This is a genomic window from Nostoc sp. C052, assembly GCF_013393905.1.
Taxonomy (GTDB): domain Bacteria; phylum Cyanobacteriota; class Cyanobacteriia; order Cyanobacteriales; family Nostocaceae; genus Nostoc.
The window spans coordinates 4,889,751-4,907,970 of sequence record NZ_CP040272.1 but is presented as its reverse complement, the minus strand read 5'-3'; the positions used below and the strand labels follow the sequence as shown (position 1 = coordinate 4,907,970).

17 protein-coding genes and 1 tRNA gene are annotated in these 18,220 nt (G+C 41.4%); 7 read left to right on the top strand and 11 right to left on the bottom strand.

Going from position 1 to position 18,220, the window contains the following annotated elements:
* Nucleotide 1 precedes the first annotated feature (1 nt).
* On the bottom strand, nucleotides 2–1,648 hold the full coding sequence (locus FD723_RS20175) for a radical SAM protein (RefSeq protein ID WP_179066933.1): 1,647 nt from the start codon (nucleotides 1,646–1,648) through the stop codon (nucleotides 2–4).
* A gap of 21 nt (nucleotides 1,649–1,669) precedes the next feature.
* The gene (locus tag FD723_RS20170; RefSeq protein WP_179066932.1) at nucleotides 1,670–1,924 is read right to left on the bottom strand and encodes a SemiSWEET transporter; all 255 of its coding nucleotides are present in this window, start codon (nucleotides 1,922–1,924) and stop codon (nucleotides 1,670–1,672) included.
* On the opposite strand from FD723_RS20170, the gene FD723_RS20165 reads away from it, so the two are divergent.
* Nucleotides 1,861–2,097 (top strand): hypothetical protein, encoded by a 237-nt coding sequence (locus tag FD723_RS20165; RefSeq protein WP_179063518.1) that lies wholly within the window; start codon nucleotides 1,861–1,863, stop codon nucleotides 2,095–2,097. The genes FD723_RS20170 and FD723_RS20165 overlap by 64 nt on opposite strands.
* A gap of 113 nt (nucleotides 2,098–2,210) precedes the next feature.
* Here FD723_RS20165 and FD723_RS20160 read toward each other — a convergent pair whose 3' ends face one another.
* The 7 genes from FD723_RS20160 to FD723_RS20130 form a co-directional block, all read right to left on the bottom strand.
* Nucleotides 2,211–3,092 (bottom strand): hypothetical protein, encoded by an 882-nt coding sequence (locus FD723_RS20160; RefSeq protein WP_179066931.1) that lies wholly within the window; start codon nucleotides 3,090–3,092, stop codon nucleotides 2,211–2,213.
* A gap of 27 nt (nucleotides 3,093–3,119) precedes the next feature.
* On the bottom strand, nucleotides 3,120–5,015 hold the full coding sequence (locus FD723_RS20155; protein ID WP_179066930.1) for a hypothetical protein: 1,896 nt from the start codon (nucleotides 5,013–5,015) through the stop codon (nucleotides 3,120–3,122).
* Between the two features lie 167 nt (nucleotides 5,016–5,182).
* A complete protein-coding gene (locus tag FD723_RS20150; protein WP_179066929.1) occupies nucleotides 5,183–5,491 on the bottom strand; it encodes a KGK domain-containing protein in 309 nt (102 codons plus the stop codon).
* A 196-nt stretch (nucleotides 5,492–5,687) separates the two neighbouring features.
* Entirely contained in the window at nucleotides 5,688–6,785 is a 1,098-nt protein-coding gene (ccsB, locus tag FD723_RS20145) for a c-type cytochrome biogenesis protein CcsB (RefSeq protein ID WP_179066928.1), read from the bottom strand.
* A gap of 178 nt (nucleotides 6,786–6,963) precedes the next feature.
* Nucleotides 6,964–8,694, bottom strand: coding sequence for a DUF3352 domain-containing protein (locus FD723_RS20140; protein WP_179066927.1), 1,731 nt, complete (start codon nucleotides 8,692–8,694; stop codon nucleotides 6,964–6,966).
* Between the two features lie 658 nt (nucleotides 8,695–9,352).
* The gene (locus FD723_RS20135; protein WP_179066926.1) at nucleotides 9,353–9,982 is read right to left on the bottom strand and encodes a chorismate lyase; all 630 of its coding nucleotides are present in this window, start codon (nucleotides 9,980–9,982) and stop codon (nucleotides 9,353–9,355) included.
* Nucleotides 9,983–10,178: 196 nt separating this feature from the next.
* Nucleotides 10,179–10,259, bottom strand: a tRNA-Leu gene (locus FD723_RS20130).
* 454 nt (nucleotides 10,260–10,713) lie between these two features.
* Between FD723_RS20130 and accC the strand changes: the two genes are divergently transcribed.
* Nucleotides 10,714–12,057 (top strand): acetyl-CoA carboxylase biotin carboxylase subunit, encoded by a 1,344-nt coding sequence (gene accC / locus FD723_RS20125; RefSeq protein ID WP_179066925.1) that lies wholly within the window; start codon nucleotides 10,714–10,716, stop codon nucleotides 12,055–12,057.
* Between the two features lie 86 nt (nucleotides 12,058–12,143).
* On the opposite strand, the gene FD723_RS20120 is transcribed toward accC, so the two are convergent.
* On the bottom strand, nucleotides 12,144–12,437 hold the full coding sequence (locus FD723_RS20120; RefSeq protein WP_179066924.1) for a YggT family protein: 294 nt from the start codon (nucleotides 12,435–12,437) through the stop codon (nucleotides 12,144–12,146).
* A gap of 281 nt (nucleotides 12,438–12,718) precedes the next feature.
* Between FD723_RS20120 and psbX the strand changes: the two genes are divergently transcribed.
* The 4 genes from psbX (at nucleotide 12,719) to FD723_RS20100 (ending at nucleotide 15,208) form a co-directional block, all read left to right on the top strand.
* Nucleotides 12,719–12,838, top strand: coding sequence for a photosystem II reaction center X protein (gene psbX, locus FD723_RS20115; protein WP_087543624.1), 120 nt, complete (start codon nucleotides 12,719–12,721; stop codon nucleotides 12,836–12,838).
* Between the two features lie 247 nt (nucleotides 12,839–13,085).
* Nucleotides 13,086–14,003, top strand: a complete 918-nt coding sequence (locus tag FD723_RS20110; protein WP_179066923.1) for a Ycf66 family protein — start codon at nucleotides 13,086–13,088, stop codon at nucleotides 14,001–14,003.
* 47 nt (nucleotides 14,004–14,050) lie between these two features.
* Nucleotides 14,051–14,611 carry a PD40 domain-containing protein gene (locus tag FD723_RS20105; RefSeq protein ID WP_179066922.1) on the top strand — a complete coding sequence of 187 codons (561 nt, stop codon included), beginning with the start codon at nucleotides 14,051–14,053 and terminating at the stop codon, nucleotides 14,609–14,611.
* Nucleotides 14,612–14,683: 72 nt separating this feature from the next.
* Entirely contained in the window at nucleotides 14,684–15,208 is a 525-nt protein-coding gene (locus FD723_RS20100) for a PD40 domain-containing protein (RefSeq protein WP_179066921.1), read from the top strand.
* Nucleotides 15,209–15,287: 79 nt separating this feature from the next.
* On the opposite strand, the gene FD723_RS20095 is transcribed toward FD723_RS20100, so the two are convergent.
* Complete coding sequence (locus tag FD723_RS20095) at nucleotides 15,288–16,292, bottom strand: succinate dehydrogenase/fumarate reductase iron-sulfur subunit (RefSeq protein WP_179066920.1); 1,005 nt, start codon at nucleotides 16,290–16,292, stop codon at nucleotides 15,288–15,290.
* A gap of 1,470 nt (nucleotides 16,293–17,762) precedes the next feature.
* Between FD723_RS20095 and FD723_RS20090 the strand changes: the two genes are divergently transcribed.
* Entirely contained in the window at nucleotides 17,763–18,200 is a 438-nt protein-coding gene (locus FD723_RS20090) for an AbrB family transcriptional regulator (protein ID WP_179066919.1), read from the top strand.
* Nucleotides 18,201–18,220 lie beyond the last annotated feature (20 nt).

Genomic DNA, 18,220 nt, shown 5'->3' with positions numbered 1-18,220 from the left:
GCTATAAAGTCAATGGCTGTAATTGTTTTGGAGATGGATTGATATAACTTTTAGCATCAGCCAAATGCTTTAGTAGTGTAGACTGTGGCAGAGGCCCTTGCAAGTGGCTCCAGGGTAATACTTGTTCTGTTGACCATTCGGCGTGGACATAGAAATCTAAATCGGGGATTTGTCCTTTGAGTTGCTTGAAAGCACGTTTGTAGCTACCCAAGGAATCGCCAAAGTCACGAGTAAGTTCAAGAAGTTGGGAGAGTCTGCGATCGCCTCTCGATAACAAAGCCTGTATAATCGACCAATTATAGCTTTCTGGGCGAAATTCTATCCCCTGTGGTTTTAGCTGTTTTTGCAAAAACTGCAACCGCTTTTCGGCTTGGCGATTTACCCCAAACCATTGAAAGGGTGTGTGTGCTTTAGGTACAAAGGTGCTGCATCCGTATGTTAAGCGCAATCCCGGCGCAGCTTTTTTGATATTACGCATCATCGCCACGGTTTGCTCTAAATCTTCTGCTTCTTCACCAGGAATTCCTGCCATTCCGTAGAGTTTCAAGCTTTTTAATCCGCCAGCTTTGGCATTTATGGCTGCTTGTATAATTTCATCGTTATGCAGCTTTTTGTTGACGATTTGCCGGATTTTTTCAGAACCACTCTCTACAGCAATGGTAAGCGATCGCGTGTCTCGTTTCGTCAAAGTTTCTGCTAACTGGACTGTTACAGTATTAGTTCGCACTGAGGCAATACTGAGACGGACATCATCATATTTTGGCTGACTAATATAATCTAGCAACGCCTCAAACTCTGGATGTTGAGTAACTGAAGCCCCTAATAATCCTAGCCGATTTGTGACTTCTAAACCTTTGGCGATCGCTGGAATTAATGAATCTTCCAGACTCGCTGTTCTAAAAGGCAGTGTGAGATAACTCGCCAAACAAAAGCGGCACATTTCTGGACAACTTCTCACCACTTCCACCATGTAAATATTTTCCCATGCGGCTTTTTCAGTGACTACAGTCGATGCCGATAGGGTATTTCCTCTGTAAGTTTGCTTTTGCACCACTGCGGGAATTTCAGGAAAAATTGGTTTAATTGACTTTACTTCACCATCTCTTGTGTGATATTCCACCTCATATAAACTGGGTACATAAATTCCTGGTATTTGTGCAAGTCTTTTTAGTTGAGTTTGTCTTGAGGCATTTCTGACTTCTTTATAAGCCTCAATAAAATTCCCTAACAAGATTTCGCCATCCCCCAGTAAAATGACATCAAAAAAATCTGCAAAAGGTTCGGGGTTAGCAGTAAGAACTGGGCCACCACCAAAAATTATCGGATGAGAATCATCACGGGAGGTTCCTCGAATAGGAATTTCTAAAGATTCCAGCAAATTTAGAATATTCACATAATCCAGTTCCCACGAAATCGAAAATCCCACAATTTCCGGCTTTCTAGGGATTTGTTCGTGAATATCGGTAAACAGGCGACTCACCTGCACATCATCACGCATTGCAAAAGTAGCCCACACCACCTGATAGCCGAGACTAGTTATACCTACGCTGTACTCGTTGGGAAAGGCGAAGATTATGGGAATTGCGTTGATATCTGGGGTGGTGGGTTTAAATAGAAGGCGTTCAGAGTCAAATACAGATGATGTCACAGGTATTTATTAGATGCAAGTTTATCTATATTTAATTTTAAGCCATAGAATAATTAAGTTAAAAACCAATGTTACGCTGTTGGCAAGAATAATCGGTAAAGATTGTAGATAAATTCCATAAATTAACCACAAAAAGATACCAGTTATGAATGTAATTAGCGTCACTAAAGAAACATCTTTTGCTGATTTTGTTTGCCAAGTTTTAAACATCTGTGGCAAAAAAGAGATTGTGGTTATTGTTGCGGCAGCTAATCCTAGAATTGTCAGAAAATCCATGTTTAATTATTCATATTAAGTTGCCATATCATACATCAGCGATCGCCCTTATCTGCTTAATCCAACTCTACATGAGACATTTTACACTGTTGAGCGATCGCTACAACAGCTTAACAACAAGATTCCCGACTTATTTAATCAGTCGGGAATCTAAAAATGTATCACGGTCTTAGCAAGAATAATCGGTGAAAATTGTAATTTATCTATATTAAGCATCAAAAAAGACCGATTATAAATGCAATTAGCATGACAAAATAAAAACTCATTTAAGGATATGTGATAAACACTAGCAAAACCGATGAATTAATTCTTCACGAGACAACTGCAACAGTAAAGGCGTAAACTCTTCTGGCGGTAACAATAATAAAGGTTCAATAATTGCTTGAAGCTCATTATCTATTTCACCAAACCGAACTTTGAGCAAGTTTTCTACCACTAAGCGTTCTCCCTGCTGAATTCCTTGTTGTTTAGCCTGTTCGCGGTCTTGTTGGTAAAGTGGTGCTAATCGCATAAGTAATTCCCTATCTTCCTCGTCTTTATTTTGAGTGACTTGTAAGTTTTGTTGCAAGTTGTACAGCAATTCTAACGCTGCTTTTCGGAAAGTATTATCAGGAGTAAGTGCTTCTAGTTCGTCAATTGCTTGCTTTTGAACGTTTCCCCTACCGATGATTCTCAGCCATAAGGTTTCTGAGATAGATGGCAACTGATGAATTGTTACTATCGCGGTACGCAAATATTCTGGCATGAAGTATATTCCAGGCAGGTAGTCATCTTTTGGGTTAGCACCAAATCCTGATAAGAGTTGCGCTGATGCTGTAGGGGTAAGAATCCATAACTTTGGTAAATCAGATTCTAGAATACGAGTTTTATTCCGATTTGCTTGTCGTTGTAAATCGCCACGCACCTCTAATAATTTTAAGAGACAATCGCAAATTTCTGTAGCTGAGGCTGCGTTACGAAAGGGTTCAAGTAGAGAAGGGGTAGTTACAATTTGACCTAATAATCCGAATGTTCCTGGGATGTCTCTTGGTTGTGGTTTGGGAATGAAATAAACATCAATCTGTCTAACTTCTCCTGCGACTCGTCTAGGTACTTGGACTTCACCGTAAGGAGTGAGTAATTGTTCGAGGTAGTCTTTGGCAAATTGGTCATGGATGAATCTGGTCATGTTGGTAGTTTGGTGATGCAAACCAGTTTACTTACCATTGTCTGACGATTTTTTGAGATAAGACTTAGCCCAAGCATATCGTTGTGAATCTTTTTTCAGTAAATATTCTATTACTTCCCGACGCTTATTTTCATCCTTAGCATTTTTCACTACTCGCTTGATTTCAGAATCCATATCTCTAGGATTAGCCCCACGTTTGATTGCTTCTTGAAACCAATACTCACCATCTGAATATTGATGCCGTTCAAAACAAATAGCTCCCATCAAGGTGTAAGGGTGATGGCTTTTTGGCTGATACTCAATAGCTTGACGAGCGCAATTTTCTGCTTTATCTAATTTTTCAATATCTCGAAAGGCTCCACCTCTGCTAGTTAGCAAAGCTGACTTGAGTTTATTTTCTTTGATGTTGTCGAATTCTAAATTGTTAGTCAGTTGCAATGCCTGTTCTGGTTTATCTGCTTTGCGCCAATGACTACTAGCATTTGCTAAGTTCCATTTGTTGTCAGTGCGCTTAAACTCCTGCTCATAGAAATTTGCTTCAATTGTGTGGTAAGCAATCCAAATTTTACCAGAGACTAAATTCTTCTCTTGATACTTAGGCTCTTTTTGCCAGCTATAATAATTAGCTGTTGGTTGAGGCACTTTAATTTTAGTCTCTTGTAGCCAAGCAAACTCTGTTGGTTCAAGTCGCTCTTTTAATTCAAGTTTTTGCAAAATTGTGTATAAAAGACTAGTGTGTGATTTATCTTGATAAGCTAAAACATCATATTTTGATTTCAAAGCTGCAAAGTGCTTTTGTTGGGCGAGAATAATTATATTTTCTCGTCCATTAATTTTCAGCCACTCAATTTCTAATTCATTTAGAGCTTTTCCTGATTCTATATTTAACTTGAGATTACTAGCGTATTTATCGTGATAAATTTCTATTGTCTTAGTCAGCTTACGCTTTCTCAAGAAGTTAATATCCTGTTCACCTAAGTGATGTGAGAAATCAAGTTTTTTGAGAACTTTATATAGGTGACTCTTAGGCGATAAATCATCATAATGAGTGACCTTATACTTAGCTCTCAAGGCAGTAAATTCTCGTGTTTGTTCTAACTCTTGAGCAATCGCAATTGTTTCGCTAAATCCTTGCTGTTCTAACCAGTTAATTTCTGAACCACTCAAATTATTTTTTGCGTCAATGTTTTGCAGTATTGGATATAGTGGACTGGATAATGATAAATCTGAATGTTTAATCGCTTGGTATTTATCTTTTAAATCAGCAAATTGAGCTTCTTTTACTGACTCCTGTTGCTTAAAAATTTCTGCTGTTTCCAAGAGTTGGTTATTAAGCAGCCAATTATATTCAGAATCACTTAAACGTTCTGTAACTTCTAACTTTTTTAGTATTTGATGCAAGAAACTATCAAGATATGAGTTTTGATATTGAGTAGCTTTGTACTTATATTTGAGTTGAGTAAATCGGTTTCTCTCTTGATCAATCTTCTTCATCTCTTGAGCAATCTTCTTCATTTCTTGAGCAATCTTCTTCGCTTCAGATAAATCATTTTCTCTCAGCCATTGAACTTCTGAATCAGTAAGTAAATTCCCTGAATCAATTTTCCAAAGTATAGAATACAGATGACTAGATTGCCAGGAAGTACCATGCTTTGTAGCTTTGTACTTAGACTTTAATTTTGAGAATTCAACCCCTAAATTTACAAAGTCCTTTAATTTATCTTGCTCTTCTTGACATATAAATTCAAGCTCATGTTCTCTCAACCATTCAATTTCTAGTGTAGTTAGTTGAATTCCTAAGTCAACTTTTCGCAGGATGAGATAAAGAAGACTAGAGGGTGATGAATCGGGATAATTAGTTGCTTGGTACTTGGACTTTAAAGCAGCAAAGTGTTTTAAGCGATTTTGAGACTCTTTATCCATATTGATAGTAGATGCGATCGCACTTAGTTAAATGTGTTATCCGCTACTATAGCAATACCAGTAAAAAAGGGCGAGTAAGATACCCACCCTCGAAGCATAAATATTTTCTGAAGTTAATATCTTGTTAACTTAGTTTCATCAATGAACTTAGGAATCCTCATTGGGTATTAATTTTCCACTTGTTTGAGTTTTTGAAAAATTTCATCCAGTGGCGACTCAGATTCATCAGAACAAAATTCTAAAGCAAGTCTAACTTTTCCTTTTTTCCATCCCTGAGTGCTAAATTGCAAAACTTCACAATTTAATCCTTGGGTATACAAATTTACTTCATCTGTCTCTTCTGCTCCAATATATTCCTTAATTGCTGTAATCAAATCACGGACTTTAAAAGTTTTAGCAATATTTAACTTATTAAAAGTGTCTGGTTCTATAGACACAACTTCATCATGATTTAGTCTCTCAAATCCATCTTCCATAAAAATCTCCTGTCACTAAATCTATATTTTCTAGAGATATAACAGTTCATCCGAAATAAAATAATGATTTTAAAGGTTATGGCGGTTTTCTGTTGAGTTCAATACAGACCTAACCCCCATCCCTTGCCTTACAAGGGAAAGGGGGAAGATTCAAAGTCTCTCTCCTCAAAAGGTCAGAGTCTATGGAACCGCTGTATTAGAAAAACCAACCGTAAGAATGCAAACCTTTACCCAAAAGATTCACGCCGAGATAGCAAACCCAAACGACAAGCAAGCCGGCGGAGGCTAAAATTGCGGGACTGCGCCCTTGCCAGCCGCGAGTAATTCTGGCGTGAAGGTAGGCAGCGAAAACTAACCAGGTGATTAATGCCCAAGTTTCTTTCGGGTCCCAACTCCAGTAAGAACCCCAGGCTTCGTTAGCCCAAACACCACCGGCAATGATACCAATTGTCAGCAGCGGAAACCCTAATCCGATGATGCGATAGCTGATGTTGTCGAGGGTTTCAGCAAGGCTAAGGCGTTGGGGCGAAAGGGGTTCAGAATTGTGGATTTCGGATAGCGAAGCGTTAGCGAGTCCTCGAGCGTCTTGTGGATTTTGGATTGGGGTTGTTGTGACTAAACCCAAAACAGCGGTGTTCGCGTTGCCGTTGCTACTACTTTCAAAACGAGCAAAGCCATTATTTTCGACAGCGGGGGCTGATGGTTGAGAAATTAGTTCAGTGGCTTTGTGCAAGCGGTAGCCATTGCTGCGATAGCCGCCAGTGCCAACAGAACTGCCTTGTAGTTGGATGTTTTGACCGCGAGTGACAATTAAAAAAGCGATCGCTAATAACGAACCCACCATCAAAGCAGAATAACTCAACATCATGACGCTGACATGCATCATCAGCCAATTTGACTTCAAAGCAGGTACTAAAGGTTCTGACGCCTGCATCTGGGATGGTAGTGTCATGGTAGCAAAAGCTGCGATCGCCATTGCCACCGGAGATGTAGCAACCCCTACTAAGCGGCTACGGCTACTATTTTCGGCAATCAGATGGACTGCGGTAATTCCCCAAGTTAAGAAAAACAGAGATTCATAAAGATTACTTAAGGGAAAGTAACCAGCTTCGATCCATCTTGCCCCTAGTAGAGTAGCTATACACAAATTTGCGATCGCCATCCCAGCTGTCCCCAAAGCGGCTAGATAAGGCAGATTCGGAAAAGCCGCTCCTCCCCAATAAACCAGCATTGTTAGGAATAATATGGCAAAGGAGGCATTGTCCAGCCAATTCTGGAGTACAACCAGATTCATAAAGTCTTCTCTCCGTGGATAATTTAAAATATCGATTCTGACTGTTTTGATCCTATATGGTTAAAGGGAAATAGAGAATGGGGCATTGGGAAAGAGGCAGAGGGGCGGGGTGCGGAGGGGAAAACTTTTCTCCCTTGCTCCCTGTTCCCTGCCTGCCTACTCCCCAATCCCCAATCCCCTATCTACTTTCTGGAGTAGGCAAAGCAGTCGCATTAGTAACTTTTTTGAGTGCGATAAAAATGTCGTAGGTGTTACTGCGACTGTCGCTGACAGCAGATGTCATCCCAATTGAGCGCGTTGCATCTAGCAAAGTTTGTTGATTGGGAATTAGAGTTGGTAATGGAAAATTTTTCACAGTTTTTTCCACATCCAGAAAAAATTGACCATTTGTCGGATTTGGTTCTGTAGGAACTGTTTGTTGGAAGGGAAGAGTACTAGCTAGTGTGTTGTTAGGTTTGGGAACAATTTTATCTGTGATCGGAGCGCCCACTACCAAGAAGGCGACATCTCCATCTAACCAACCGTGGGTAGCAGTTAAAGTACCGTAGGGTGAAATCCAGTTAACAACAGGTTGTCCAGCGACTTTCCCCGGTTGAACTTGGAACTGGTATTGATTTCTCATCACATCATCAAGCTGTTTTAAGGATGCTTCAGCTGAGTTGCGATTTCTTCCCTCTACCATAAACACTAAGCCAGAACGAAAATCATCTGGTGAACCTGCTTTTGGAGTAGTCGGAATCACTGATAGAGAAAATTCACCTTTCATCCAACTGAGTAAATCCTTATCTAAATCAAGATTGGTAAGAGATTTTACACCACCTCGTAGCTGTTCTGGTGCGATCGGCGAGAGGGGATTTCCCTGGGATGTTAAAACATAATCTCCCCACAATCGCTGTAAGTTGCCCCCCGAAAGCATCATTAAGGTTTCGGCTGGTAGGCGGCTTTGCATTTTCCCAGCTTTGTTTTCCACCGCCAGCACTCTTTGACTATTTGGGTTTAGCCAAGAAACGCCCTTGAAGCGGATTCCTTCTGACTCTAAGGTAATTGTCCCCGCTAAACCTTGGTTATTTTGCAGTTGAGCCAAAACTTGAGCAGGTAAAGGGCGATTTGGAGAGGCTGCGGCTATTTTGGCTGCTGTTGGCACATTTACATAAAACTGGGCAAAGGGTTGGTAATCGGAAATTTTCGGGAAATTCTCGGCAAAGCCCCCTGTTGTCGCTAAGGATGTTTTATTTTTGTAGGCATCGATCGCTCTTTCTGTAGCTTTAGGATTATCAGTTATAACTAAAAAACGCCCATCTAGTAATGCAGCTGAGAAGTTTTCCCCTACTTGTCCCTCACTTTGTTTGATAGCGAACCCTTGATAAGTACGGTCAATCCATTTACCTTGTTTAAGGGTTTTGGGTTGTGCCAAAATGCTTTTGGCGATTTCTGGGTTTTTTACTGGCAATACCATTACCATCGATTGCTGATCGCTACCAGCATCTTCATTGGTAGTAACTGGCTTGGGTGTAGGTTTACTCCCGATTGCTGGGGCAAGGATTGCGATGGTAACGTCATTGCCTACCCAAGGAGCGATATCTTTTTGGAAGTCATAACCATTATTAGTCAGAAAGCGATCGCGTAACTGAACTAAATTTTTGTCCAGTTCTGCTTGGGTTTCTCTTGTCCCAAACTGCCGCAACTTTTGCCACTGCTGGGGATCTGTTGTTAAAGAAACCGCAAACAGGGCATCACCAGGAATAATATTTGCACCTACTAGCAAATCGCTAGAAGATAGTCGTCTCTGAGCTAACAACCAGTATGCTGCACTCCCCACAGCAATCAATAACCCAGCAGCCGAGAGCGTCAGCACCAGAGATGGTTTCTTATTTTTTTTCATCCGAACAGACACAAGAGGTAGTGCCATTGAAACCTATACCTCATACTTGCAAACTCATTACTTGCTTGATTGGTTAAATTAACCAATAAATTTCTCGTTATCTAGGGCAGTTAACTGCATAAATTTTTCCATCCTAAAAATTGATGATATTTCCGTAATCAACCTTCCCGAATGTTTCAAAAGCAGTTCTTTCGTGGTTAGTTACCTTTTTTAACACGCTTTCTTGAATTTCGCAGGATACTTCCTTGAAACAGTTGCCTCTATCGATAAATCTCCAAAAGTTCACATCCGTCATTTCAAGCACTTCGAGGATATAACTAACTTGGGCATTGCTGCAAGTTATCAGCAAGCAATCCACACTACCTTATATTTACAGAGCTTCCATCCGTTGTGTTAACTTTATCTACCTAATATCAATTCAGTGTCCGAGATTTCGCATCGATTACCAATCTTCCAAATCAGATGTGTGATTTAATTATCATTTTTAGGAATCTACATCAAAATGATACAGAATAGATGTTATTTTTGCTGAGAAGCAACTGGTAATTTGTTGAGAAATCAAAAATTCAAAATTAATTAAATACTGTAGACAGCGCCTACCTTACAACAATAGTATTATTGAAATTGGTGCAAAGTTCTCATGCTCTGGGACACACTGCCAAGAATGAAAAACTTTTAAATAATACTATGTCTCAGCATTAACTGCACTCAACTGCATAGGCCCCAAATATTTGGTTAAATAAGGCGAAAAAACTTCATAAATTAAAGTCAATGGCTGTCCATGATGCCAAAATAAGTAATGGCGACCCCAAAATGGCCCAGTTACATCAAAACCCGACTGTAGTGCCGATGAGTCACCGTAGTAAATTCCTCTAACATCCCGATACAACTCTGTGCGAAGACGAGCTAAACTTGCCCAAATTGGTAATGAACGGTTTTGCAAATACTCATCGACATGACTGGCTTCCCACCACGAAGTAGCATAGGCTAATCGCTGACCAGAAGCAGTACGTAGCCATACTTGTCTCCGTAGGCGCGGTTCTGGGACAGCTTGTATTAACTCAGGAGCAGCATCCAAGTCCATACCAATCAATGACATATCAATAACATCTACTTCTACAGGCTCACCTGTGAGCAATTCTAAGTGACGTGTTGGGGAGCCGTCACCCAAAAGCATTAGCTGCCAAGCAGGTGCTAGCTGAGTGTGAGGTAAACTTTGTTGAATTACTTCCTCCCCTCCTTGCCAAATCGGAGTGAGGCGATGCCAAGCTGGTGGCACTGTTAGGTTGTTTGTGGGCGTAAAAGTAATAGTCAATGCTTTTTACAAAACTTCACCTATTTCTATAAAAGCATAAAAAGCTAGTACTTTGACAAGGCAATTCTTAATATGTAGTAAGCACTGAGTGGTTCCGAAAAGGACTAAAGTCTTCACTACAAACTTAATATTTAAGGGTCAATAGTCTAAGGTTTTTTGACCTGTGACTATTGACCCTATCTTAAACAAGCAAAAATGCGGATGGGGAGACTCGAACTCCCAAGGCAAAGCCACACGCACCTCAAGCGTGCGCGTATACCAATTCCGCCACATCCGCATGATTTGTCTAAGAATAGACTATAGCATAAGAAAATAATTATAGTAAGGTGATATCTAAATTCAGTTGCTCAAAAATATAAATTTTCTCAAGGCGGTATCAGACTGACAGAAATTTAGCAGCTGTACAAGGGATATTGAAAAGGGTAGAGCTACTGTGTTCGGCGGGATGCGATGCCTGCGGCGGGCGTAGCCATCGCGTACCTGCTCGCCGTAAGCGATGTCTACGACGGGCTACGTCTACGCAAAATCCCAGCTTGGTAGTCTAGCCAAGACTTACAGCAGCAATGTTGTTAATGTAGTAAGACCCTTAAAGGCAACAAGCCTGCAATCTTACGTTTGCTTAAAATCAGGGTGGCGAATCTCCTGCAATAATTTGAAATAATGCGGAAGCATTGTTTCAAGTTGGATCAGAGAAAATGTCAATCTACTGGTAATGATATCGAAACTAAAAAATGAAGTTTGACAAAATATTAATTGCCAATCGGGGAGAAATCGCCCTTCGCATTCTCCGCGCCTGTGAAGAAATGGGGATTGCCACAGTTGCGGTTCACTCCACCGTAGACCGTAATGCTCTCCACGTCCAACTTGCTGATGAAGCAGTTTGCATTGGCGAACCTGCTAGCAGTAAAAGTTATTTGAATATTCCCAATATTATTGCTGCTGCACTGACGCGCAACGCGACTGCCATTCATCCAGGCTATGGCTTTTTGGCAGAAAATGCCCGATTTGCGGAAATTTGTGCCGACCATCATATTGCTTTTATCGGCCCAACTCCAGATTCTATGAGACGGATGGGCGATAAATCCACTGCCAAAGAAACCATGCAAAAAGCTGGAGTCCCGACGGTACCAGGTAGTGAGGGATTGGTAGAATCCGAGCAAGAAGGATTAGAATTCGCCAAGGATATCGGCTATCCAGTAATGATTAAAGCTACAGCCGGTGGCGGTGGACGGGGTATGCGCCTAGTGCGTTCTGAAGATGAGTTTGTCAAACTCTTCCTCGCAGCCCAAGGGGAAGCAGGAGCAGCTTTTGGTAATTCTGGCGTTTACATCGAAAAATTTATTGAACGTCCCCGCCACATCGAATTTCAAATTTTGGCGGATAACTATGGTAATGTCATTCACTTGGGTGAACGCGATTGCTCAATTCAGCGCCGGAATCAAAAGCTATTAGAAGAAGCTCCTAGTCCGGCTCTCGACCAAGACCTACGTGAGAAAATGGGACAAGCTGCTGTTAAAGCTGCCCAATTCATTAATTACAGTGGTGCAGGTACTATTGAGTTTCTCTTGGATAGATCCGGTAAATTCTACTTTATGGAAATGAACACCCGGATTCAAGTAGAACACCCTGTAACAGAGATGATTACGGGGATAGACTTAGTTGCTGAACAAATCCGCATTGCCCAAGGGGAAAGACTCAAGCTTACCCAAGACCAAGTAGTATTGCGAGGTCATTCAATCGAATGCCGAATCAACGCTGAAGACCCCGATCATGATTTTCGCCCTTCTCCTGGACGGATCAGCGGCTATCTTCCCCCCGGAGGCCCTGGTGTTCGGATTGATTCTCACGTTTACACAGATTACCAAATCCCGCCCTACTATGATTCCTTAATTGGCAAGTTAATTGTTTGGGCCCCAGATCGACCCACTGCTATTAACCGGATGAAACGCGCACTGCGGGAATGTGCCATCACTGGACTACCCACTACCATCGGGTTTCATCAAAAAATTATGGAAACTCCACAGTTTTTGCAGGGTAAAGTCTATACAAATTTTGTGCAGGAAATGAACGGTTAGGGGATTGGGGACTGGGGAAGCAGGGAGAAGAATTTTCCCTCTGCCCCCCGCACCCTGCCCCTCTGCCTCTTTTCAATGCCCCATCCCTAATTCACACGAGATAGCATAGTCAGTAATCCTTGTTGACCTAGTAGGATTTCTCGCAGCAGGCTAAAGATACCAACCCAAATAATAGGTGTAATATCTACTCCACCTATAGGTTGTACTAGCTTTCGCAGCGGGATTAAAAATGGCTCAGTGGGCCAAGCTATTAAATTAAAAGGCAAACGATTCAGATCCACTTGCGGATACCAAGTGAGAATGATACGAAATATAAATAAAAATGTCATCACCCCTAATACAGGGCCAAGTATCCAAGCAGTCAGGTCAATACCAGTCATCGGTTTCAGCTACTATCTATCTGTAAAGAAAGAAAAAACTTGGGCAAGGGCAAGCCGCACTTTGCTTAGGCGTAGCCCATCGTAGACATCGCCACAAAATTTGAAGCTTTGTAAAGCACTCTCATCATCATTTTAACCAAATGCTGCCACTTCATTCTGGAATAGAAAAGTAAACTCCCTCACAGCAGTTACCAAGTTTGGCAGTTCGGAGTTAGAGGCTTCTCAAGAAAGTAATACACTATTAAAATTAAGATGAAGTGTGTAAAAAAAGGTTTAGAAGTATGACGCCTTCTTTAGCAAATTTTCTTTGGAGTCTGGCTTGGGGTGCTGCAATTGTGGTAATACCTGCTACAGTCGGTCTAATTTTCGTTAGCCAAAAGGATAAAATTCAGCGTTCATAATGCTTATGAGAGTTAATTGAACTCTCATAATCGATTGTCTGTCAGCTATCTACTTAATTGCACTAAAAGCAGCAACTTATGCTGCTGGTGGCGGTTGTAGATGACAGAAGTATGTGTTTTTACTTTTCGGTGAATAGCTTCAGAGCTTCTTTGCCAGAGGCTTTGAAGCTTCAATATTTCGTGACTAATTACAGTAGTGATTTTAATTGTGACTCGCTAACATAGATTTGATATTGGGAAAACAGCAATGATAAATTTTGGGCTGAACTCAGCCAATTTTCTGGCTCAGGTAAATTTTGGAGCAAACTCAGCCAGTATTCTAGGAATTTTCCTGGCTGTGGCTGGGGCAGCACTGTATTTTCTCCGCACTGTGCGTCCAGAATTGTCACGGGATCAAGATATCTTTTTTGCGGCAGTCGGTTTGCTTTGCGGCTTTATTCTCGTGTTTCAAGGATGGCGGCTAGACCCAATTCTACAATTTGGTCAATTACTTTTAGTTGGCACAACTGTATTTTTTGCAGTTGAAAGTATTCGCCTGCGGAGTATAGCTACCCAGCAAGCAAAGCGCAACACTCCAATTGTGGACGAAGATCGACCAGTTAGCGATCGCTATTCATACAACGATCGCAGAAAGTATCAGGCTGAAATGGATGCAGACTTAGATCCACTGCCTTATGAAGAAGAGGATCGCCCTGTGCGTCCCCGAATTCGGGGTAGTAGGGATGAGATTTCAACACGTGATGACTATTACCAGGAGCAACCCCCCCGTCGTACAGAACGCCGCAACAGCAGCAGTAGTGAAAGACAGGCTTCTTCAGGAGATAGAACGCGTCGGCGGACTTCTGGTCGTCCTGTAAATCGCCCTTCTGAAAGTTCTGAAGAAGAAAATTGGGGTTCTTCATCTAGGCAAGTTGATGATTGGGAAAGTTCTGGTGGGGAAGTCAGAAAACCTTCTCGCCGCAGTAATAATGGGCCGCAGCGTCCCGAAAGTCGTGAAGATGATGTTGCTCCCAGACCAAGAAGGCGTCGTCCATCCACTGACTCAACTCCTCGAAGACCGCGCGAAGATGATGATGCGATCCCAACTGATTATGTGCCATACAATCCAATTGAAAAACCAAATGAGCGACCAGATAATTTGACCGATTTTGATGACGATGTTTAAAACATTTGGTGTGGAAGTAGATTTAGAGGCGACGGAAAACAGTTGAGGTGGAAAAATTTACGCCGGCATTTTGGCTCCAAAGACCAATTCATTGGAGCCTGGTTTTTGGTTTAACAAGTTTGCTTGTATCTTGTGGTTCTAATGATATTTCTATAGGGCCTACTTCCCTCAACAGTCGCTACACTGAAGAGCAACCTGCCTTGAGTGGAAATGGGCGCTTTTTAGCGTTTGTATCTAATCGAAATGGTAATCAGCAACTCTTGGTGTACGATTTGGAGAGGCAACTGTTTATTAGCACACCGGGAATAAACCGACAGGAGACAATTGCCGAAAGTCCAAGTTTGAGCTACACCGGGCGTTATATTTCTTATCTTACTAGTGACCAAGGTAGACCAGTGGTAGCGCTTTACGATCGCGCTACGCAACAGTCGCAAATTGTCACACCAATTTATCGCGGCTGGGTCAGAAAACCAAATATCAGCCCAGATGGACGTTATATTGTCTTTGAAACCGCCACCCGTGGACAGTGGGATATTGAAGTCTTAGACCGGGGGCCAAATATTGAGTTAGATATTCCCAACGGTGCAACCGTAGGTTCACCTCCGTAAAAGGCAGGGAGCAGGGGAGCAGGGAGCAGGGAGATGAGGGAGAATAATTAATGCCCGCCCAATGCCCAATATATGAAACGTGTTTTTTTAATACCTGTATTTTTCTGTTTAAGCTTATTGACTGGGTGTTTTGGCTACCCTCGAATTTTGAGTTATCCCTTTGATCCGGGGGGTCGGAGTCTCAATAGTTTAGCGTCGGAATTAAACCCCCAAATCTCTGGGAGATACATTGTTTTTATTACTGACCGACGGGGTAGCCAAGATGTTTATATGTTTGATACGGTAACTCGTGATTTGGTTGATTTACCAGGTTTAAATTCCTTTGATGCGATCGCAAATCATCCCAGTGTTTCCCAAGATGGTCGTTATATTGTCTTTGGTGCTAGCCGTCAGGGGCGATCGGCTATTTTTCTCTACGACCGGGAAACACGCCAATCGCGGAATTTGACTAATAACCTGCAAGCAGAAGTCCGCAACCCTACAATTAGCGCTGATGGTAGCAGGATTGCCTTTGAATCTAGTAATAATGGGCAGTGGGATGTTTTAGTATATGACCGTTATGGGCAGCCGTTGAATATACCTCAAGAACCGCGTTGAAGTAGAGTTAGGAGTTAGGAGTGAGGAGTTAGGAATTTTTAACTCCTAACTCCTCACTCCTAACTTTTCCTCCTCACTCCTAACTTTTATTTTCTACTTGTTGCACAGATTCAATGAGCGATCGCACTTGTTCTGTCCCCTCTGAAGGTTCAAATGATAGGGGAAACTTACCCCTAAGGATCATTCGCAAACCGAGGGGTGCAAGACTGAGTAATCCTTTTAAATCCTGAAAATAATTACCGACTACTTGTACACCAAATTGACGTTCATCAATCCAACCACCTTCTTTAACTAAATCTACCAATACTTTTCGGTGACGAATTGAGCGACTATCACTCTTTTGTTTCTGGGCGAGAATTTCTTGTTTAACTTTGGTGATTTGTTCTAATGGTGCAACTTCCATTGGACAAACTGAATCGCAGTACAAACAACGGGTACAACCCCACACGCCTTTAGTACCTTCGTTATAGCTTGCTAAACGATTTTCGGTATCGCTATCGCGGGAATCTGCTACCATTCGGTAAGCTTTGGCAAGGGCATGAGGCCCTACAAAGTCGGGATTAACTTCACGAGCGTTGCATTCAGAGTAACAAGCACCGCACATAATACAGTTACCAGTTTGATCGAGGCGCGATCGCTCTTGTGGTGTTTGCAAAAACTCTCTTTCTGGTACTTGTCGTGCTGCTGTACTCACATAAGGGGCAACTGCCTCAAGATTATTCCAGAAACTACTCATATCTACAACCAAATCTTTAATCACGGGCATATTGCCAAGAGGTGCGATCGTGATTTCAGGAATCGCATTTACTTTACTTGGGGATGATGGTATTTGTTGTAATCTGGTAAGTTCACTCCCAACATTTTCCTTACAAGCTAAAGCCGAACGCCCATTAATTCGGATAGCACAGCTACCACAAATGGTATTGCGGCAATTTTTGCGAAATGCCAAAGTTCCATCTTGCTCCCACTTAATCTGATTAAGGCAATCCAAGATTGTATTACCTGGTTCTGCCTCTAGCAGGTAGGTTTGTACAACAGGGGAGGAATTTTGTTGCTGTCGAATGACCTTAAAAATAACTTCCATAACCACTAACCAAAATTTTAAAATTGCTGTGCCAGCCTCAAAAATTATGAGTCAAGCAGGTAGTTCAGAAAAGTAAGTTATACTTTTTTGCCCTTAATTCAAACTCTGATGTTAATAGGCTGACGATTAAAGGGCAACTGATTCTAGTTTAAGGATAACCATTAAAATTTTACTTGTAGCAGCCCTGTAAGCAAGAATTTTGTCAAATTCTGAGTTAAAACGCCAAAAATGTAATCACCGCTGTGCATTGAATTTACTTGTTTGGGAATATAAAGGAAAAGGGGTTTGCTTAAAAAGGAACTTAGGTTAATTTTTGACCTAGCGAGCATATCCAAATGAAATGCATATCAGGTTAGCAACACGTCTTGATGTCAACTAGAGTCAAGCAGTCCTGACTCTAAAATTCTGTCAAGCGGTAGCGAAGGCAGAATTTTTTGATTATATAGAAGTGTGAAAGCCCATGTTTAATATATAGTAGTGGCAATCAATCACTAGGCAGATGTTAAGAGATTTGTTCTTCCCATAGACAGACGTGCAAAATCCTCTTACCGCTTTTGACCTGAAGATAATAAACCGAGGAAAAATCCTCACCACTTTCAAAGAAAAGTTAGAGAACCGCGAAACCCTGATACGCGAGACTTTTTGCTTTTTGGCTTGCTCTCAATCAAGAAAATATTGGATTGAACTCATTGGTCAAAACCGCTCGTCTCAATTATATAAATTTTTATAAAATCTAGATGGCAATGCTCACGCTTGCAATAAAGGGTTAGGAAAATCGTCACTGCTTTTTTCAACTTTTAAGTCCAGAAATTTAAATAAAAATTTACTAGCAACTTTAATTCAAAATTAAACAACTATTTTGCTATTATTAGTCCATGCTAGTATTTAATATAAAATTACGAAGTGACAAAACCAGAATCAATAGCCGTATCAGCGCGGTTACTACTGCTTTGTTGATTCGTAATGTAGAGACAAGATAATTCGCGTCTCTACTGGCAGGACAAAAGGGCATAAGCCCGTAGGACTCTATTGAAATACTATGCTGTCCTAAGCTTGAGAGGACGAGTAGAGAAAACTCTACTTGCTCATTGGCAAGAAAGGCAAGCACTGAACGTGAAAAACCTGCAATTTTTTGGGTCTACGACTTATTTGCAGTAGAACCTACCCCATTTGTAAAGGTGGCTGAAAGTTACACCGCTACAGTAGCGCCAAAGGAAAAAATAGTTTTCTTTCTGATGGCGAATAATGGTTAAAAGTGCCGTAACATCACCAAAATTAATGTCTATGGCAACTATGGCCTCTAGTTGGTTGTGGACAACCATATATAGAAGTGCTTTTGGCTCCTATCGGCAGGAATTCACCCGTTACATTAGGGTCTTCAGTAGCTCTATGCAAATGCTAAAAAGTCAAATGCTGGCATAAGACTACATTGTTTATCAGCTTGGAGAGAGTAAGGAAAATTTGAGCATAATGACTGAAACTGCAACCGCACCATTAACCGGAAAAGCACTACTTGCTAAAGTAAAAGAACTTTCCACATTACCACGCCGAGAAAGAGCTAAACAGTGCGGCTATTACACTGTTACTAAGAATAACCAGGTTCGTGTCAATCTCACTGATTTTTATGACGCTTTGCTATCTGCTAGAGGAATTCCTCTAAGTCCAGAAGCACCAAAAGATGGTCGTGGACGCGAACCGACATACCGGGTTAGTGTCCATCAAAATGGTCAGATTGTAATTGGTGCTACATATACCAAAGCAATGGGCTTAAAGGCTGGAGATGAGTTTGAAATTAGACTGGGATACAAACATATTCACCTGATTCAACTAGGTGAAAGTGATAAAAAACTAATCTCACCAGATATAGATTCTGACGAATCAGACGAAGATTTGGAAGACGAAGAGTAAATTTGCTGATGGTAGGGATA